At 63.2% G+C, this 17,614-nt stretch carries 15 protein-coding genes; 12 read left to right on the top strand and 3 right to left on the bottom strand.

Annotated features, from left to right (window positions below; all coding sequences use genetic code 11):
- Positions 1-3: 3 nt before the first annotated feature.
- From VWY75_RS06455 to VWY75_RS06445, 3 genes are all read right to left on the bottom strand, one after another.
- Positions 4-1,878, bottom strand: coding sequence for an OmpA family protein (locus tag VWY75_RS06455; RefSeq protein WP_416537765.1), 1,875 nt, complete (start codon positions 1,876-1,878; stop codon positions 4-6).
- Positions 1,879-2,000: 122 nt separating this feature from the next.
- The gene (locus VWY75_RS06450; protein WP_416537766.1) at positions 2,001-3,266 is read right to left on the bottom strand and encodes a vWA domain-containing protein; all 1,266 of its coding nucleotides are present in this window, start codon (positions 3,264-3,266) and stop codon (positions 2,001-2,003) included.
- A gap of 18 nt (positions 3,267-3,284) precedes the next feature.
- On the bottom strand, positions 3,285-4,298 hold the full coding sequence (locus tag VWY75_RS06445) for an AAA family ATPase (RefSeq protein ID WP_416537767.1): 1,014 nt from the start codon (positions 4,296-4,298) through the stop codon (positions 3,285-3,287).
- 310 nt (positions 4,299-4,608) lie between these two features.
- Between VWY75_RS06445 and VWY75_RS06440 the strand changes: the two genes are divergently transcribed.
- From VWY75_RS06440 to VWY75_RS06385, 12 genes are all read left to right on the top strand, one after another.
- Positions 4,609-5,688 (top strand): glycosyltransferase family 2 protein, encoded by a 1,080-nt coding sequence (locus VWY75_RS06440; RefSeq protein WP_416537768.1) that lies wholly within the window; start codon positions 4,609-4,611, stop codon positions 5,686-5,688.
- Between the two features lie 198 nt (positions 5,689-5,886).
- Positions 5,887-6,846: a phosphoadenosine phosphosulfate reductase gene (locus tag VWY75_RS06435; protein ID WP_416537769.1), complete on the top strand. Its 960-nt coding sequence runs from the start codon at positions 5,887-5,889 to the stop codon at positions 6,844-6,846.
- Between the two features lie 81 nt (positions 6,847-6,927).
- Entirely contained in the window at positions 6,928-7,968 is a 1,041-nt protein-coding gene (gene pyrC / locus VWY75_RS06430) for a dihydroorotase (protein ID WP_416537770.1), read from the top strand.
- Between the two features lie 77 nt (positions 7,969-8,045).
- Complete coding sequence (locus tag VWY75_RS06425; RefSeq protein ID WP_416535910.1) at positions 8,046-8,726, top strand: orotate phosphoribosyltransferase; 681 nt, start codon at positions 8,046-8,048, stop codon at positions 8,724-8,726.
- Positions 8,727-8,999: 273 nt separating this feature from the next.
- Positions 9,000-10,520, top strand: a complete 1,521-nt coding sequence (locus tag VWY75_RS06420; RefSeq protein WP_416537771.1) for a replicative DNA helicase — start codon at positions 9,000-9,002, stop codon at positions 10,518-10,520.
- 338 nt (positions 10,521-10,858) lie between these two features.
- On the top strand, positions 10,859-11,896 hold the full coding sequence (gene alr / locus VWY75_RS06415; protein WP_416537772.1) for an alanine racemase: 1,038 nt from the start codon (positions 10,859-10,861) through the stop codon (positions 11,894-11,896).
- A complete protein-coding gene (locus VWY75_RS06410) occupies positions 11,893-12,693 on the top strand; it encodes an MlaE family ABC transporter permease (RefSeq protein WP_340545158.1) in 801 nt (266 codons plus the stop codon). Before alr ends, VWY75_RS06410 begins: the two co-directional genes overlap by 4 nt.
- Positions 12,690-13,436, top strand: coding sequence for an ABC transporter ATP-binding protein (locus VWY75_RS06405; protein ID WP_416537773.1), 747 nt, complete (start codon positions 12,690-12,692; stop codon positions 13,434-13,436). Before VWY75_RS06410 ends, VWY75_RS06405 begins: the two co-directional genes overlap by 4 nt.
- Before the next feature lie 129 nt (positions 13,437-13,565).
- A complete protein-coding gene (locus VWY75_RS06400) occupies positions 13,566-14,009 on the top strand; it encodes a paraquat-inducible protein A (protein WP_416537774.1) in 444 nt (147 codons plus the stop codon).
- Positions 14,010-14,196: 187 nt separating this feature from the next.
- The gene (gene radA / locus VWY75_RS06395; protein WP_340545155.1) at positions 14,197-15,561 is read left to right on the top strand and encodes a DNA repair protein RadA; all 1,365 of its coding nucleotides are present in this window, start codon (positions 14,197-14,199) and stop codon (positions 15,559-15,561) included.
- A 40-nt stretch (positions 15,562-15,601) separates the two neighbouring features.
- Complete coding sequence (locus tag VWY75_RS06390) at positions 15,602-16,156, top strand: CvpA family protein (RefSeq protein WP_340545154.1); 555 nt, start codon at positions 15,602-15,604, stop codon at positions 16,154-16,156.
- Positions 16,157-16,732: 576 nt separating this feature from the next.
- Positions 16,733-17,443 carry a Hint domain-containing protein gene (locus VWY75_RS06385; protein ID WP_416537775.1) on the top strand — a complete coding sequence of 237 codons (711 nt, stop codon included), beginning with the start codon at positions 16,733-16,735 and terminating at the stop codon, positions 17,441-17,443.
- Positions 17,444-17,614: the final 171 nt, after the last annotated feature.

Genomic DNA, 17,614 nt, shown 5'->3' with positions numbered 1-17,614 from the left:
CGGTCAGCTACCGCCCTGTAGCAGCGGCGTGATGCGGCGTACGGCAGCGCGGCGGTTGGCGCGCTCGGCGCGCTGTGTCACCACCGCCAGATCGGTTTCCCCATAGCCCTGCACCACCATGTTTTCCGGCGGCACGTTGAAATATTCGGTGAGCGCCAGCGCGACACTCTCGGCGCGGCGGTCCGATAGTGCCAGATTATAGGGCGCGGCACCGACCGCATCGGTGTGGCCTTCGATCAGGAACACGTCCTGCGGGTTCTTTGCAATCATCTCGCGCATGGCATTGCCCAGCGCCGATAGCTCTTCGGCCTCAGCGGCGCGGATCACGGCAGAGCCGGTCTCGAAGTTGATGGATTGCACGGTGATTTCCGGCACCAAGCGGCGCACCGCGTCAATATTGCGGATCTGGCGCAGGGAGAAGCGGCGGTTGACCTGCGGCGATTCCTTTGCCGCCAGCGCCAGCGCCAGCTCATCGGCGCTGATCGCGTCGCTGCTGAAACCTGACTGACGCGGCGCGGCGGTGGGCAGTTCGGAGACCACAACATTGTCGCTGCGCTGGGTGTCGTCGAACAGGACCACGGTGCTGCCATCGGTCAGCGTGCGGGTGCGGCGCAGGACGCGGCCATCGCGGGCGCGGATGGTTTCCACCTCAGCGCCATCCTCGCGTACGACAACGGTGCGGGTGGACCCGTCCTTGAACTTGTAGGTGGTGACATTGCTGCCGGGCTGGCGAAGCAGGGCGTCGTCATTCTTGATCACCCGGTACTGGCCGTTCTGTTCAACCACCGCGCGGTCGCCGGAATTGCTGACAACGGTTTCGCCCTGTTTCAGGAGCTGGCCGATGGCCACGGCCCCCAGTCCAAGCAGAGCGGCCTTCTGCAACTTGCTGAGACCGTCATCGTCGTTGTCTGCGGTGGCAGCGGCGCTGTTGCTTTCAGTTTCAGCGTTTGCAGACGTCTCGGCAGTGGCCGCGGCCTCAGCCGCCGGGGTGTTCACCGCGGTTTCAAATTCCTCATCCGAGCTGCGCGCGCTGTCCTCGGTCACGGTTTCCTCGACAACCTCTGCCTCCTCGGTGGCGGCGGCGCTGGCCGCTGCGGCGGCGGCGCTGTCATCTGCCTCCTCGGTCTGGGCAAGGGCGTCGGCCTGCGCCTGACTGTCAAGCGGCTCAACCTCGGGTTCGGGTTCAGGATCGGACGCAGGTGCAGGGTCGGTCCCAGCCTCAGCCTCTGCCAGCGCTGCGGCCAGTTCGGCGTCGGAGGTGGTCTCGGCCTCAGCCGTAGCCTCGGGTGCGGCGGCGGCGCCTGCCTCTGTGCTGGCGGCTGTATCCACTCCGTCATTGGCTGTCGGCTCCGCCGGTGTCTCTGCCTCTGCGGTGGTTTCACCTGCGCTCTGTTCGGCGGCTGTCTCTGCCGTCTCGGCCGGAGCTTCGGTCGGCGCGGTCTGAGAATCGGCAGCGTCTGTGGCAGGTTCTGGAGCAGGTTCAACCGGAGCGGCGGCGGCCTGCTCGGCCTCGGTCGGCGCTGCTGGCTCAGCCTGTTCGCCTGCCTCAGGTGCAGGCTCAGCCTGTTCAGCGCCCGCCATCAGCGCAACGGACGCGAGCGCCGGATCCAATGCTGCGTCCAGCTCTCCGGTGACATAGGCCTGGCAGAATTGTGCCTTGGCCCCTTTGCCCTTGCCTTTGAGGATCTCACCCTCGGGGGTGATGCGGCCGTTTTGCAGCCAACGCAGGCAGCGCTGCACGGCCTCGGTGATCTGCTCCGCCGTCATCTGGCTGAGATCGGTCGGATCCGATTTGGACTGCGCCGGTGCGGCGACCGGAAGGCTGAGAGAGACGATGACCGCCAACGCGGTCGAGGATCTGAGAAGCTGCGAAACCATGCGGTGTTCCTTTCGCTGTGCAGTGCAAAGCCTAAGGAGCCAACTCGCGGCAAAGCAAATAAGTTGCCTGTGAGGGTCATTTTTCGGCCAGAGCCTGCCGATGCGGGCGTCGGGCGCCGGGGTCAGTCGGCGGTCAGCATCTGCATCAGGCGCTGTTTTTCGCCGCTGTCATCCTGACGCGCGAGCATATCCGCCAGATCCTGAAGCGCGGCAATGGAATGGCCTGCGCGAAAGCTGTCGACATGAGGCAGCATGGCGCGGATGCCGCGCGCCTTGGGGGCGAACCCGTCAAAGCGCAGCAAGGGGTTGAGCCAGATCAGACGGCGCGCGGAGAGATGCAGCCGCTGCATTTCCGCGCTGAGCTGATCGCTGTCGTCGCGGTCCAGCCCGTCGGTGATCAGCAGGACCACGGCCCCCTGCCCCATGACGCGGCGCGACCAGTCACGGTTGAAATCATGCAGGCAGGCGCCGATCCTTGTGCCGCCCTCCCAGTCCTGCGCCTCGGCCCCGGCTGCGGCCAGGGCGGCATCAACATCGCGCTGCGCCAGATGGCGGGTAATGTTGGTAAGCCGTGTGCCGAAGGTAAAACCATGGACCCGCGCCCAGCCCGGCCCCTTGCGATTGGCGACCGCATGCAGGAAATGCAGGATCAGGCGGGAATACTGGCTCATCGAGCCGGAGATATCGCAGATCACCACCAGATTGGGCCAGCGCAGTCGGCGCTGCGCCCGTGCGAGGGTCGTGACCTCTCCGCCCTGACGTGCGGCCTGGGCGAGCGTGCGCCGCCAGTTGATCCGGCTGCCAGAGGGAGCCGCCATCAGGCGGCGCGACTGAATGGGGCGGATCGGCAGCTGCATCTTGGCCAGCATCCGCTTGGCCTCGGCCACCTCGGCGGTGCTCATCTGCTCAAAGTCGAGCTGCCGCAACCGTTCCTCGCGCGACATGGTGAGTTCGGCGTTTAATTCCAGCTGTTCCGGTGGCTCCTCCCCCTCCGGCGGGTCAGGGCGATCCGGTGCCTCAGCCCCGTCCAGCAATGCCTCGGCGGCGCGTTTCTGGGCCGGTTTGGCGGCCTTCTCCTCCTGCGTGCCACGGATTGCGGGCAGCATCGCCGCCATCATATGCTCCAGAAAGCGCGGATCGCGCCAATAGAGGCGAAAGATCTGCGCAAAGACCTGACGATGCTCCGGCTTTGAGACAAAACAGGCGTGCAGCGTCCAGTAGAAATCCTGTTTCGAGGTAAAGCCAGCAGCGGCAACAGCCTCCACCGCCTCGCTCACCCGGCCCGGACCAATAGGCAGCCCAGCGCGGCGCAAAGCCCGCGCGAAATGGGTGATGTTCTGCGCCAGCCGGGGCGTTTCCGGCAGCGGCAATGGCGGGTATTCAGGCATATGGACAGGGCTGGCGCATCAGGCGGGACCCAGCGCGGCACGGGCCTGATCGAGAATGCGTTTGGCCTCTGATCCATGCAGGCGGCTGATATCATCCTGATATTTCAGGATGGCCCCCAGCGTGTCGGCGATCACCTCGGGCGACAGGTCGATCACATCCAGCGCCAGCAGGCAATTGGCCCAGTCGATGGTTTCGGCGATGCCCGGGCGTTTGAACAGATCCTCGGTGCGCAGGGCCTGCACAAAGGCGACGACCTCCTGCGACAGACGCGGTGCGAGACCGGGAGCGCGGGCGGTCAGGATCTCCATTTCGCGCTCAAAGTCCGGGTAATCCACCCAGTGATAGAGACAGCGGCGTTTCAGCGCGTCATGCACCTCGCGGGTGCGATTGGAGGTGAGGATCACAATGGGCGGCTCGGGAGCCTTGATGGTGCCAAGTTCGGGGATGGTGACCTGAAAATCGCTGAGCGCCTCAAGCAGGAAGGCCTCGAACGGCTCATCGGTGCGGTCGAGTTCGTCGATCAGCAAGACAGGTGCGCCCGCCGGGTCCGGCTGCATCGCCTCAAGCAGCGGGCGGCGGATCAGATAGTCGTCGCTGAAGAGTTCCGCCTGAAGCGCAGCACGGTCGCTTGCCTCCCCGGCGGCGACTTCGGCGGTGCGGATGGCCATCATCTGGGCGGCAAAGTTCCATTCATAGACGGCGCTGGCGGCATCCAGCCCCTCGTAGCATTGCAGCCTTATCAGCCGACGTCCAAGCGCGGCAGCGAGTGTCTTGGCGATCTCGGTCTTGCCGACCCCGGCCTCGCCCTCCAGAAACAGCGGCCGACCGAGGCGCAGCGACAGGAAGACCACCGTGGCAAGCCCGCGATCCGCGACATAGCCCGCGCCTGTCAGCAGGGTTTGCACCGCATCAATGGAGCCGGGCAGACCGTTGGCCTGAGCCTGCCCCTGAGCCCGTCCCCGAGCCTGGGCACTGTCCGCTGCGTGGCGGGTGGGATTTTCCGGCTCGACCGCCTGTGTTTCCTGCGACATCTGCCCCCCTTCTGGTCCCTGATCAGGAGACATCTGGCCCCTGACCAACAGGCCATATGTTCGGCACCAAGAGGCCACGCCGAACCGGTCGGGTCAAGCGCTTGTCGATGCCACTTTGGTCTCATAGACGCCCCGCCGACCACGCCCTCACCGCATGTACCGATCTGCACAGCAAGGCCCAAACACCCGGCGCAGCGGCGCATGACATTGACCGGCTTTCGCTGCAATGCGATGACAGAGGCAGGCCATCCGCCCCAAGGGCGCGCCATGCCCCCAAGGCGGCGACGGCACAGACGTAGCGGGAGACAGCATGCGAACACTGGCCGTAACATGTGTAAAGAACGAAGGGGCTTTCCTGCTGGAGTGGATCGCCCATCACAAGGCCGTCGGCTTCAGCGACATTCTGATCCTGTCCAATGACTGCGCGGATGGCACCGACCGGATGCTGGATCGACTGGATGAACTGGGCCATATCACCCATCTGCGCAACGACGGCCCCTATGACAAGGGCGGCATCCAGTTCACCGGGCTGAAGAAAGCGGACAAACACCGGCTGATGCGCAAGGCGGACTGGGTGATGGCGTTTGACGTGGATGAGTTCGTCAATATCCACGTCGGAGACGGCCGCCTGACCGACCTGCATGACGCGCTGCCGGAGGCGGATGCGATCACCCTCACCTGGCGGCTGTTCGGCAATGGCGAAACGGTGCGCTATCAGGACCAGCCGGTGACCGACAGCTTTACCCGCTGCGCACCGGAGGTGATCCACTGGCCGTGGCGCGCGGCGATGTTCAAGACGCTCTATCGCAATGACGGCACCTATCGCAAACTGGGGGTGCATCGCCCGCGAAGCCCACAGGAGGAGGCCGCGCTGGCGCGGTATCGCTGGTTCGACGGATCGGGTCGTGAATTGGGTCAGGACTTCAGGACGCAGCGGATCTATTCCAACTATGGTCAGTCGAATTTCGATCTGGTGCAGCTCAACCACTACCCGCTTGGCGCGATGGAGAGCTATGTGCTGAAAGCCGACCGCGGACGGGTCAACCGCCCGGGCGAGCTGGGCATGGATTATTGGGTGGAACGCAATTTCAACACCGATGAAGACGGCAGCATCGCCCGCTATCGCCCCGCCCGTGAGGCGATCGCCGAGCTGCTGCGCGAAGACCCCAAGCTTCAGCGCCTGCACGAACGTGCGGTGCAGTGGCGCCACGACCGCTTTCGCATGTTGATGCAGCAGGACGCCTATCGGACATTGTTTTCGCGCCTGCTGATGACTCCGCCTTCGCGGCTGATCAGCCCCGGAACCGCCCGCACTCTCGCCGGTTTTGCCACCTTGGGCCGTCACAGCGCGCAGCAGGGCAGCGGCAACCCCGACAATGGGCAGGACTGAGCAGTGGGCAGAGCTGAGCCCTGACCGGATGCGATCGGCCCGCCCCCGGCGCCCGCGCAGCAAGCCGTTCCGCCTCCTTTTGCGCGCAACAATGGCCGACAAACCGGCCTTACAATTTCCAATTTTAGCCTTATTTCGCCTTTAGATGTTGCTGGAGGCAAACCCGTCCGATCCAGGACGGGGCGAGAGGACGAGGCTATGCAGCAGGATACGTTGGACACGCTGGACGAGGATCTGTCCGGGCTGAAGCCCGCGCAGTGGCAGGCCCGCATGGCCGCGCTGGCCGAAGAAAACGGCATGTATCAGCCGCTCGGGAATCGTCACTTTGCCAGCTTCATCGATCAGGGCAATACGCTGCTGGTCAGCTTTGAGACAATCCAAGGCATCCACAACCTGTCAGATCTGGCGCAGCCCCTCGGGTTTGATCTGGTCAAGAACCTGGGCTGGTCGCATCTGTGCCTCATCTCCAACGGCGACACCTGGTTTCGCAATGACCGCATCTTCGGGTTTTTCGACCAGCTGATCGATGATGGTTTCTTTGACGAATTCGACAAGGTGGTGTTCTACGGCGCCGGTCCCTGCGGCTATGCCGCGGCCGCCTTCTCCGTGGCCGCGCCCGGCGCTACCGTGGTCGCGATCCAGCCGCAAGCAACCCTTGATCCCCGGCTGACAGACTGGGACGACCGCTTCACCGAGATGCGCCGTGTCGATTTCAGCAATCGCTACGGGTTTGCCCCCGACATGATGGATGCGGCCCGGCAGGGCTTTGTGATCTACGATCCGCGTGAGCGGCTGGATTCCATGCATGCCGCCCTGTTTGCACGAAAAAACGTGATGCGCCTGCGCACGCCCCATCTGGGCGACACTGTGCAGACCCGGCTGATCGAGATGGAAATCCTCTATAATATTCTGGCGCTGGCCGGTGCCGACCGGCTGACGGAACAGCAGTTCTACAAACTCTATCGCGCCCGCCGCACCAATGGCCCGTATCTGCGAAAGCTGATGGCAGAGCTGGAACAGACAGACCGCCCCTATCTGATGGCGCTGCTCTGCCGCAATGTCACCGGCAGGCTGCGCGCCCCGCGCTTCCGTCGTCGGCTTGAGGCGCTCCGGAAACGAGCTGCCGAGGGCGAGATCACCCTGCCACCCGAGCGCTGAGCGACACCGGGGACAGGCCAGCGGCGCGACAAGATGATCCCGTCGCTTCCCCTTCGCGCGGCCCTGTGCTAGGCGAACGCCATGACCGTTCAGCTCACCATCCCCCGCCCCGATGACTGGCATCTGCATCTGCGCGACGGCGCGATGCTGAAGGCCGTTCTCCCCGAAACCGCCCGCCATTTCGGCCGTGCGATCATCATGCCGAATCTGGTGCCGCCCGTGGTGACCGGTGACCAGGCCGCCGCCTACCGCGACCGTATTCTGGCGGCCCTGCCCGACGGCATGGCATTTGAACCGCTGATGACGCTCTACCTGACCGAGGACACCGATCCTGCGGATGTGGCAGCGGCCCACGCCAGCGGTCTGGTCAAGGCGGTGAAGCTGTATCCGGCCGGGGCCACCACCAACTCTGCTTCGGGGGTGAGCAATTTCGACAAGGTCCGTGCGGTGCTGGAGACGATGGCAGAGATCGGCCTGCCGCTCTGCACCCATGGCGAGGTCACTGACCATGATATCGACATTTTCGACCGCGAGGCGGTTTTCATCGACCGGGTGCTGGACCCGATCCGCAAGGCGACACCGGGCCTGCGGGTGGTGATGGAACATATCACCACCAGAAACGCCGCCGATTATGTCACCAGCCAGAACGAAGACCTCGGCGCGACAATCACCACGCACCATCTGATCATCAACCGCAACCACATCCTGGCCGGCGGCATCAAACCGCATTACTACTGCCTGCCGGTGGCCAAGCGCGAGGAGCACAGGATCGCCCTGCGCGCGGCCGCCACCTCCGGCGATCGGCGGTTTTTCCTCGGCACGGATTCCGCGCCCCATACCGACCCCAACAAACTCAGCGCCTGCGGCTGTGCCGGCTGTTTCACCGCCCCCAATACGATGTCGCTGCTCGCGCATGTCTTCGAAGAAGAGGCCGCGCTGGACAAGCTGGCGGGCTTTGCCTCGGAACATGGCCCAGCCTTCTACGGCCTGCCCGTCAATGCAGACAGGCTGACCCTGATCAAACAGGACAATGCCGTGATGTTCCCCGACCAGATCAGCACCGCCGATGGCCCGGTGACCGTCTTTGATCCGGGGTTTGATGTATTCTGGAAAGTTGCCTGACCATATCTTCTGGCTCCAAATATCCCCGCCGGAGGCTCCTGCCACCGGCGGCTCGCGCCGACCACAAGGATGATAGAATGATCCCCTCCTCCTACCCTTCCCGCGAAGAAATCGCCCGTCTTTCCGCCCGTATGCTGCTGGAGATCGGCGCGGTGAATTTCAATACCGAGACGCCTTATACCCTGGCCTCCGGCCTGCCGTCGCCCAGCTATATCGACTGCCGCAAGCTGATCTCCTTTCCGCGGATCCGCTCGACGCTGATGGATTTCATGACCGTCACAGTGATGCGCAATGCCGGCTTTGAGGCCTTTGACAATATTGCCGGGGGCGAAACCGCAGGTATTCCCTTTGCCGCGCTGGTCGCCGAGCGCATGGCGCTGCCGATGACCTATGTGCGCAAGAAGCCCAAAGGCTATGGCAAGAACGCCCGCATCGAAGGCGCGATGAGCGATGGCGAGCGGGTGCTGCTGGTGGAGGATCTGACCACCGATGGCGGTTCGAAACTGTCCTTTGTCGATGCGATCCGCGAAACCGGCGCCTCCTGTGGCCATACGGCAGTGGTCTTCTACTACGACATCTTCCCCGAAACCGAAAAGACGCTGGGCGACCACGGCGTATCGCTGCACTATCTGTGCACCTGGTGGGACGTGCTGGCCGAGGCGCGCGCGCAGCAGGCCTTCTCCAGCGAGACGCTGGATGAGGTGGAGCGTTTCCTCAAGGATCCGCGCGCCTGGCAGGACGCGCATAAATCCGCCTGATCTGAAATCAGCACAGTGATGCACCGGGGGCGGCCTGTGGACAGGGCTGCCCTCGAATCGTCCCTGCCACTGGCAATCGCCCAGATATAGATCGCTTCCCAGATTGCACCACATGATATAGACTGCGCCCAGCCCAAGCCGGTCTCTGTGGATTTGGCGCACAGGCCAGCCTGCGGATATCCACAGGCTGTTCACAATTCATCCACAGAGTTTTCCAGATAGCCAAACCGCGCGCCACGCCGGTATAACGCGGGGCCAAAGACGAGAGCAGCGATGAACGATATTACGCCTTTTGACCCCAATCTGCCCGCCGCCCCGCAGCCTGATGCCACTGGCGAGGGCAATGCAGACGACGTCAACATCCTGCCCCATTCCGTCGAGGCCGAACAGCAGCTCCTCGGCGCCATCCTGACCAACAACGACGTCTACGACCGCGTTGCCTCGATCATCACCTCGGCGCATTTCTACGATCCGGTCCATGCCCGCATCTACGAGATCGCCGCTGCGCGGATCTCAAAGAACACGCTGGCCTCCCCGGTCACGCTGAAGGCGTTCATGGAGGATGACGAGGGGCTGAAGGAACTGGGCGGCCCTGCCTATCTGGCAAAACTGGCAGGCGCCTCGATCTCGGCCTTTGCGGTGCGCGACTATGCGCAGATGATCTATGATCTGGCGATCCGCCGCGAGCTGATCGCACTGGGGCGCAGCATCGCCGACAAGGCACGCCGCGTCGATGTCGCCTCCGAACCCAAGGAGCAGATCGTCGAGGCGGAACAGTCGCTTTATAAACTGGCCGAACAGGGGCAGACGGAAAGCGGCTTCAAATCCTTTCTCAAGGCGGTCACCGAAGCGGTCAATGTCACCAATGAAGCCTATCAGCGTGGCGGCGGCATGGCCGGGATTTCCACCGGTCTGGCTGATCTCGACAAACAGCTCGGCGGCCTGCACCCCTCGGACCTCCTGATCCTCGCCGGGCGGCCCTCGATGGGCAAGACCTCGCTGGCGACCAACATCGCCTTCAACGTGGCCAAGGCCTATAAGCGGGGTGTGAAACCCGATGGCACCGAAGGCGCCATTGACGGGGGGGTGGTTGGCTTTTTCTCGCTGGAGATGTCGGCCGAACAGCTGGCCGGCCGTATCCTCGCCGAGGCTTCGGAAATTTCCTCCCACAAGATCCGTCAGGGCGATATGACCGAGGAAGAGTTCCGCCGGTTCGTTCAGGCGGCGAAGGATCTGGAAAGCTGTCCGCTGTTTATCGACGACACCCCGGCGCTGCCGATCTCGCAGCTCGCGGCCCGGGCACGACGCCTGAAGCGGACCCATGGGCTGGATCTGCTGGTCATCGACTACCTCCAGCTCTGTCGCGGCATGGCTGACAACCGGGTCAATGAAATCGCCGAGATCTCCATGGGCATGAAGGCCATCGCCAAGGAGCTGAACATTCCGGTGGTTGCCCTCTCCCAGCTGTCGCGTCAGGTGGAAAGCCGGGAAGACAAACGTCCGCAGCTGTCGGATCTGCGGGAATCAGGCTCGATCGAGCAGGATGCCGACGTGGTCATGTTCGTGTTCCGCGAGGAATACTACAAGGAGCGCGAGAAGCCCGGCGATCACGAGCTGGACAAGATGGAAGAATGGAAACAGGCCATGGAACGGCTGCACGCCAAGGCCGAGGTGATCGTCGGCAAGCAGCGTCACGGCCCCATCGGCACCGTGGAACTGGCGTTTGAGGCGCAGTTCACCCGTTTCGGCAATCTCGCCAAAGCCTGGCAGCAGGACCATGCGCCCGAATATTGAGCGCTGATACTCTGGCAATCGACATCAGGCGGCGCAGATCTATTGCGCTGCCTTATTGTTATGCCGCGGCCCTGCCCCGCGCGCCCTGCCGACTTGGGCCGCAGCTCGGCGCTTGTCCTCGGTCATGGTCCAGGTCTTGCCTGTCACCTTTCCAGAAATACTCAAAATCCCCGATCGCGGCGCAGATCATCACTTGCCGTGACAGCCCCCGCAGGCCCGGCCTCCCCGCAGGCCGATATGTGTCAGGTCAGCGCCGAAACTCCGCCAAGCACGCCCGCAGCAAAGCCGGAATGCGGTTTCCCCCTTGACCCCTGTGCCCCCCATGTCATGAACAGCACATGACGACTGCTAGACTGACACTCAACCTCGATGCGCTGGTGACCAACTGGCGCAATCTCGATGCGCTGACCAATTGCGAAACCGCCGCCGTGGTCAAGGCCAATGGCTATGGGCTGGACGCAGGCCGCGTTGGCAAGGCGCTGGCCAAGGCGGGCGCGCGCAATTTCTTCGTGGCCATGGCAGAGGAAGGCGTCGCCCTGCGCCGCGCCATCGGGCCCGGCCCCGGCATCTCGGTCTTTGCAGGCCATATGGAAGGCGATGCAAAACTGCTGCGTGATTTCCAGCTGACGCCGATGCTCAATTCGCTGGACCAGATGCTGCGCCATTTCGAAAGCCTGCCGGGGCACCCCTTTGGCGTGCAGCTCGACAGCGGCATGAACCGGCTCGGCATGGAAGCCGCCGAGTGGAGCGCCGTGCGCGACATCGCGCTCAGCCAGGGGCCGGTGCTGCTGATGTCGCATCTGGCCTGCGCCGATGAGCCGGCCCATCCGATGAACGACCAGCAGTTGCAGCGCTTCGTCGAGATGACCGACGGGCTTGATCTGCCCCGCTCCCTCGCCGCGACCGGCGGGCTGCTGCTGGGGCGCAAGTATCACTTCGACCTCTGCCGTCCGGGCATCGGCCTATATGGTGGCCAGCCCTTCGGTGATGCGCTGCCGGTGGTGCAACTCGATCTGCCCGTGATCCAGATCCGCAGCCTGGATCTCGGCGAGACCGTCGGCTATGGCAACAGCTGGACTGCACAGCGCCCCAGCCGTATTGCCACCGTCGCCGCAGGCTATGCCGACGGGCTGCACCGCGCGCTTGGCAATGGTGGGATCAAGGTCTACGCGGGCGACACGCCCTGCCCCGTGGTCGGCCGGGTGTCGATGGATCTGATCACGGTCGATGTCACCGACCTTAGTGACGAGCCGGGTCATCTGACCATTCTGAATGAACGCCAGACCGTCGATACGCTTGCCGATGCGGCCGGCACCATCGGCTATGAAATTCTCACTTCCCTCGGCAGCCGCTATGCACGGAGCTACACCGGATGAGCACCCTCTCGCGTCTCTCGCCCCTCAGCCTGCTTGCCCGGCTGGGACAGATGGCCCTTGCCGGACTGGGGGCTGTGGGGCGGGTCACGCTCTTTGGTCTTTCGACCTTCAGCCACATGCTGCGCCCGCCCTTCTACCCGCGCGAGCTGCTTAATGCGCTGTTGCAGGTGGGCTGGCTGTCGCTGCCGGTGGTTGGGCTGACCGCGATTTTCACCGGCGCGGCCCTGGCCTTGCAGATCTATGCCGGCGGCGCCCGCTTCAACGCAGAGGCTGTGGTGCCGCAGATCGTGGCGATCGGCATGGTCCGCGAACTCGGCCCGGTTCTGGTCGGGCTGATGATTGCTGCGCGCGTCACCTCCTCCATCGCAGCCGAAATCGCCACCATGAAGGTGACCGAGCAGATCGACGCGCTGGTGACGCTCTCCACCCATCCGATGAAATACCTGGTGGCGCCGCGGGTGCTGGCCGCGCTGATCACAGTGCCGGTGCTTGTCGGGGTTGGTGACATCATCGGCATTATGGGCGGCTATGTGGTGGCAACCCAGAATCTGGGCTTCAACCCGGCTGCCTATCTGAAGAATACCGTAGATTTCCTCGAAGCCCGCGACATCGTCTCGAGCCTGGTAAAAGGCGCCGCCTTTGGCACCATCGCCGCCACGATGGGCTGCTACTACGGCATGCAGTCGGGCCGCGGCGCGCAGGGCGTCGGCCGCGCCACCAAAGGCTCGGTTGAGGCCGCAGCCGTGCTGATCCTGGCCGCCAATTTTGTCCTTACAGGGATTTTCTTCTCGCTATGATCCAGATGAAAGACGTCTATAAGGCCTTTGGCGACAACCGCGTGCTGAACGGCATGAATCTCGAGATCGCCAAAGGCACCTCGATGGTGATCATCGGCGGCTCCGGTACCGGCAAATCGGTGGCGCTGAAAAGCATCCTTGGCCTGATCCAGCCCGACAGCGGTGAGATCCTTGTCGATGGCAAACCCGCCGGATCCGGCGACCGCGACATGTTTCTGGCCCGCTTCGGGATGCTGTTCCAGGGCGGCGCGCTGTTTGACAGCTTGCCGGTCTGGCAAAACGTGGCCTTCCGCCTCTTGCGCGGCGCGCTGAAGCGGCCCACCGAAGAGGCGCGCGAAATCGCCATCGAGAAGCTGCGCCGGGTGGGTCTGAAGGCTGATGTGGCGGACCGGCTGCCCGCAGAACTGTCGGGCGGCATGCAGAAGCGTGTGGGACTTGCCCGTGCGATTGCAGCCGAGCCCGAAATCATCTTCTTTGATGAACCAACCACCGGCCTCGACCCGATCATGTCCGGCGTCATCAACGACCTGATCCGCGAAATCGTGGTCGAGATGGGCGCAACGGCGATGACCATCACCCACGACATGTCCTCGGTCCGCGCCATTGCCGACAATGTGGCGATGCTGCACGCAGGCGTGATCCAATGGACCGGCCCGGTCAGCGAGATGGACCAGTCGGGCGATCCCTATCTCGACCAGTTCATCCACGGCCGCGCGGAAGGACCGATCGAGGCGGTGCGTTAGGCCTCGCGGCCTTTTCTTTGCGAGGGTCGCTATCTCTGGCACCGCGTCTGGCGTTCGCACGCAGCCTTCCCCCTTCAAATCCGGCACTAAACGCGCAAGTCTTGGCCGACCCACAGAAAACGAGCTGCCATGATCCTCCGCCTCCTCACCCTTTCGCTCTTGATCCTCTACCCCGTCGCCTGGTTTGCGCCGTTGATGCGGGCGGGTCTGCTGCCGATCTTCGGCCTCAGCGAGATCTCGGTTATCACCGGCTTGCAGAGCCTCTGGGGCAGCGATGTCATCCTCGCTCTGACGGTCACGGCTTTTGCGATCTTTGCGCCCTATCTCAAAACCATCGGGCTGGCGCTGGTGCAATGGGGCCTGCTGGATATGCGGCTACAGCCCGTCCTCCATATTCTGGGCAAGCTGGCGATGGCCGATGTCTTTCTGATCGCGCTCTATATCACCCTGGCCAAGGGGATCGGCTACGCGACGATCGAAACCGCCTGGGGGCTTTATCTGTTTACAGGCTGTATCCTGGCCTCGGTGGTGCTGGGGCTGATAACCGAGCGGCGGGTCAGAACTGCCGAGTAAGAACCGGGTCCGCGGGGGCTCTGCCCCCGGCCTTGCGGCCTCCCCCGGGATATTTCCGGCCAGAAGAAATCCGCTACTTCCCATCTTCTGGCGTCAAATATCCCGGAGCGCGAGGCAGCGCCTCGCAGGATCGGTTTCAGCGACCGCAACACTTGAACAAACCAGAAACATCTGCCAGATCTACCGGATGGCAAAAACAACATATTCCTGCTCTGCCTGCGGAGCATCTTTTTCAAAGTGGTCCGGGCGCTGCGATGGCTGTGGCGAGTGGAATTCCATCACCGAAGACAAGGGCCTGTCCAAAGGCGGCCCGGCGTCGAAATCTCTGGGCATGCGCCGGGGCAAGACCATTCCACTCAGCGATCTTGCAACCGAGGAGACGCCACCGCCACGCACCTGCTGCGGGGTTGCGGAACTGGACAGGGTGCTGGGCGGCGGGCTGGTGCCTGCCTCGGCCATTCTGGTGGGCGGCGATCCTGGGATCGGGAAATCGACGCTGCTGCTACAGGCGGCGGCGCAGTTTGCCCATTCAGGCCTCAAGACGATCTATGTCAGCGGCGAAGAGGCCAGTGCGCAGGTACGCATGCGGGCGCAGCGGCTGGGATTGGCTGAAGCGCCGGTCAAGCTGGCGGCGGAGACCAATCTGCGCGATATCCTGACCACGCTGGAGGCGGAGCGGCCACAGCTGGCGATCATCGACTCCATTCAGACCATGTGGGCCGATCATGTGGACAGCGCGCCGGGATCCGTAAGCCAGGTCCGTGCCGCGGCGCATGAGCTGACCACCTTTGCCAAGACCAATGGGATCTCTATCATCATGGTGGGCCATGTCACCAAGGAAGGCCAGATTGCCGGTCCGCGGGTGGTCGAGCATATGGTGGATACCGTGCTGTATTTCGAAGGCGAGCGCGGGCATCAGTTCCGCATTCTGCGCGCGGTCAAGAACCGCTTTGGTCCGGCGGATGAGATCGGCGTCTTCGAGATGACCGGTGGCGGGCTGAGCGAAGTCCGCAACCCCTCGGCGCTGTTTCTGTCGGAACGCGGCACACCCTCGCCCGGTTCTGTGGTGTTTTCTGGCATTGAAGGTACCCGCCCGGTTCTGGTCGAGATGCAGGCGCTGGTCGCGCCCTCGCCGCATTCGCAGCCACGCCGGGCCGTGGTGGGCTGGGACTCTTCGCGCCTGGCGATGATCCTTGCCGTGCTGGAAGCGCGCTGCGGCATCCCCTTTGCCGGGCTCGACGTCTATCTGAATGTGGCCGGCGGCATGAAGATATCGGAACCTGCGGCGGATCTGGCGGTGGCGGCGGCGCTGCTCAGCGCCCGCGAAGACACCGCATTGCCCTCTGATACGGTGGTATTCGGAGAAATATCGCTCTCAGGAGCCCTGCGACCGGCCCCCCAGACCGAAAACCGGTTGAAAGAAGCGCAAAAACTTGGTTTCACCGCAGCGATAGCTCCAAGTGGTGGCAAATCCGTCGCGGTCCCCGGACTTGCGGTGCGGCAGGCCTCTGATCTCGCCGGTTTTGTTGGCGAATACTTTGGGGCTGGCTAAAGTCGCAAGAATTCTAATCGCAGGTTAACGGGCGAGGGACATGGAAGGTTTCACCATTATCGACGGGGTCGTGGCCCTGGTCATTGTTGTATCAGCGTTGCTGGCCTATTCGCGCGGTTTCGTGCGTGAGGCGATGGCCATCGCTGGTTGGATCGCCGCCGCCATCTTGGCCTTTCTGTTTGCGCCACAGGTTGAGCCGCTGATGGCCGAGATCCCGGTCATCGGGGAGTTCATTGCGGACAGCTGCGAGTTGTCGATCATCGCGGCGTTTGCCGCGGTCTTTGCGCTGGCGCTGATTGTGGTGTCGTTCTTCACGCCGCTGTTCTCATCATTGGTCCAGCGCTCGGCGCTTGGCGGGCTGGATCAGGGGATCGGCTTCTTCTTCGGGGTGCTGCGCGGCATCCTGTTGGTGGCGATTGCCTTCTTCCTCTATAATGTGGTGATGACCGGCCAGAGCTTTACCATCGTGGACGAGAGCCGCTCTGCGGTGGTGTTTGAGCGGATGATCGGCAAGATCGAAGACCGCAACCCCGAGCAGGCGCTTGGCTGGGTGACCACACAATATGAAAGCCTGATCGGCTCCTGCGACAAGTGAGACGGACGCCGATCCGCCGCCAGTGGGTGGCTGCGCGGATCACGGGTGCGGGCGAGAAACGGGATTACAACCAGACTGAAACGGGGCGCCTTCGGGCGCCCTTTTTTAATACATCGGGTCACGCCTGGGACAGGAGGCGCGTTGTGGCGCCCATGGGCAGCGCCGCCTCGACTGGCCATAGCAGCCTCCGGTTAGGGCTGCGCAGTGCGGACTTTGGAGCGATGGCGACTTATCCAATTCCGACATTCCAGCCCCGACTGGCGTTTACCTTTCCTAACATCAAGAACGCCCATTAACGCTTTATTAACCAATTAGAATCGCGATTTTTAGCGCCTGATCGCCTCCCTGCTCCATGTGCTGAACGCGGGGGCAAACCGATAAAAGTTAACAAATCCTGTGATCGGAGGTGTTTTTCGGCAACAATTTGGGGAATGAGGCAGCTTTGGAGACCAAAAACCCCGCTGTTGTCCCAATCGGCCCGATCCTTGCCCCAATTCCGTCCAAATTCGGAGCGCACATTGGTGTCAACAAGACGCCGGACAGAACGTCAGGCCTATCGCTCAGAAGGACAACACCATGCTGCTGGATCACTCGACATCATTTGCGGACTGTCAGCCGGTTGGTCTTCTGATGGATTTCCCGACAGCTGCGCGCCCTGCCGCATCCAACCGCAGCCGCCTGCGTCCGCGCACCGGCGGTCTGCTGCCGCATATGATGATCGAGACCGAGCGTGGGTTTGTACAGGCCCGTCACGTCAAGCCCGGCGACAAAGTCTACACCCTGGATGGCGGTGCGCAGGAGGTGACCGGTGTCAAACACGCGGTGCCGCGCCTCACTTCTCTGGTGCATGTCCCCGCCGGCGCTTTGGGCAATGATGACGATCTGATGCTGCCCGCCGATCAGCAGGTTGGTCTGGAACTGGCTGCCGTCGAGAGGCTGTTTGATGTGCCCACCGCGATCACCAAGGTGGTGTCGCTGATTGGCTACAACGGCATCTCTGCCGCCATGCCGGAGAAGATGGCCCGCATCTATCTGTCCTTTGCCGAGGAAGAAATGATCTGGGCTGCCTGCGGGATGCTGGTACATGTTGCACATGAGAACACCGCCAACAGCGCCGATGATGGTGCCTTCCGGGCGCTGTCGCTGGCCGAAACCCGTCAGATCCTCGCCAGCGAGGACGGGCGTGCTCTTTCTGACGCGGGCAAGGACGAGACCGACAGCCGCGAAGATGACCGTGACGATGTGCTCTCCGCCTTTGACATGCTGCGCGGGCTGCTGGCCGCCTGAGGCTGACGCGGGCGCGAACCGGACACGGATCTGGACGTTGCCGGTCACGGGATCTGCATATCCCACGCTGTTCGCCAAATAAATATGCTCCGGCACCCCCCTCCTGCGGCCTGCGATATTTCGCAGGTTTTTTGTTTTTGGCGGCTGTCCGACGGCGGTCAGGGCTGCGGT

Origin of the sequence: Phaeobacter sp. JH20_08 (assembly GCF_048056635.1) — a bacterium.
Taxonomy (GTDB): Bacteria; Pseudomonadota; Alphaproteobacteria; order Rhodobacterales; family Rhodobacteraceae; genus Phaeobacter; species Phaeobacter bryozoorum.
The sequence above is the reverse complement of the archived record's forward strand: the minus strand, read 5'-3'. Positions and strand labels throughout refer to the sequence as shown.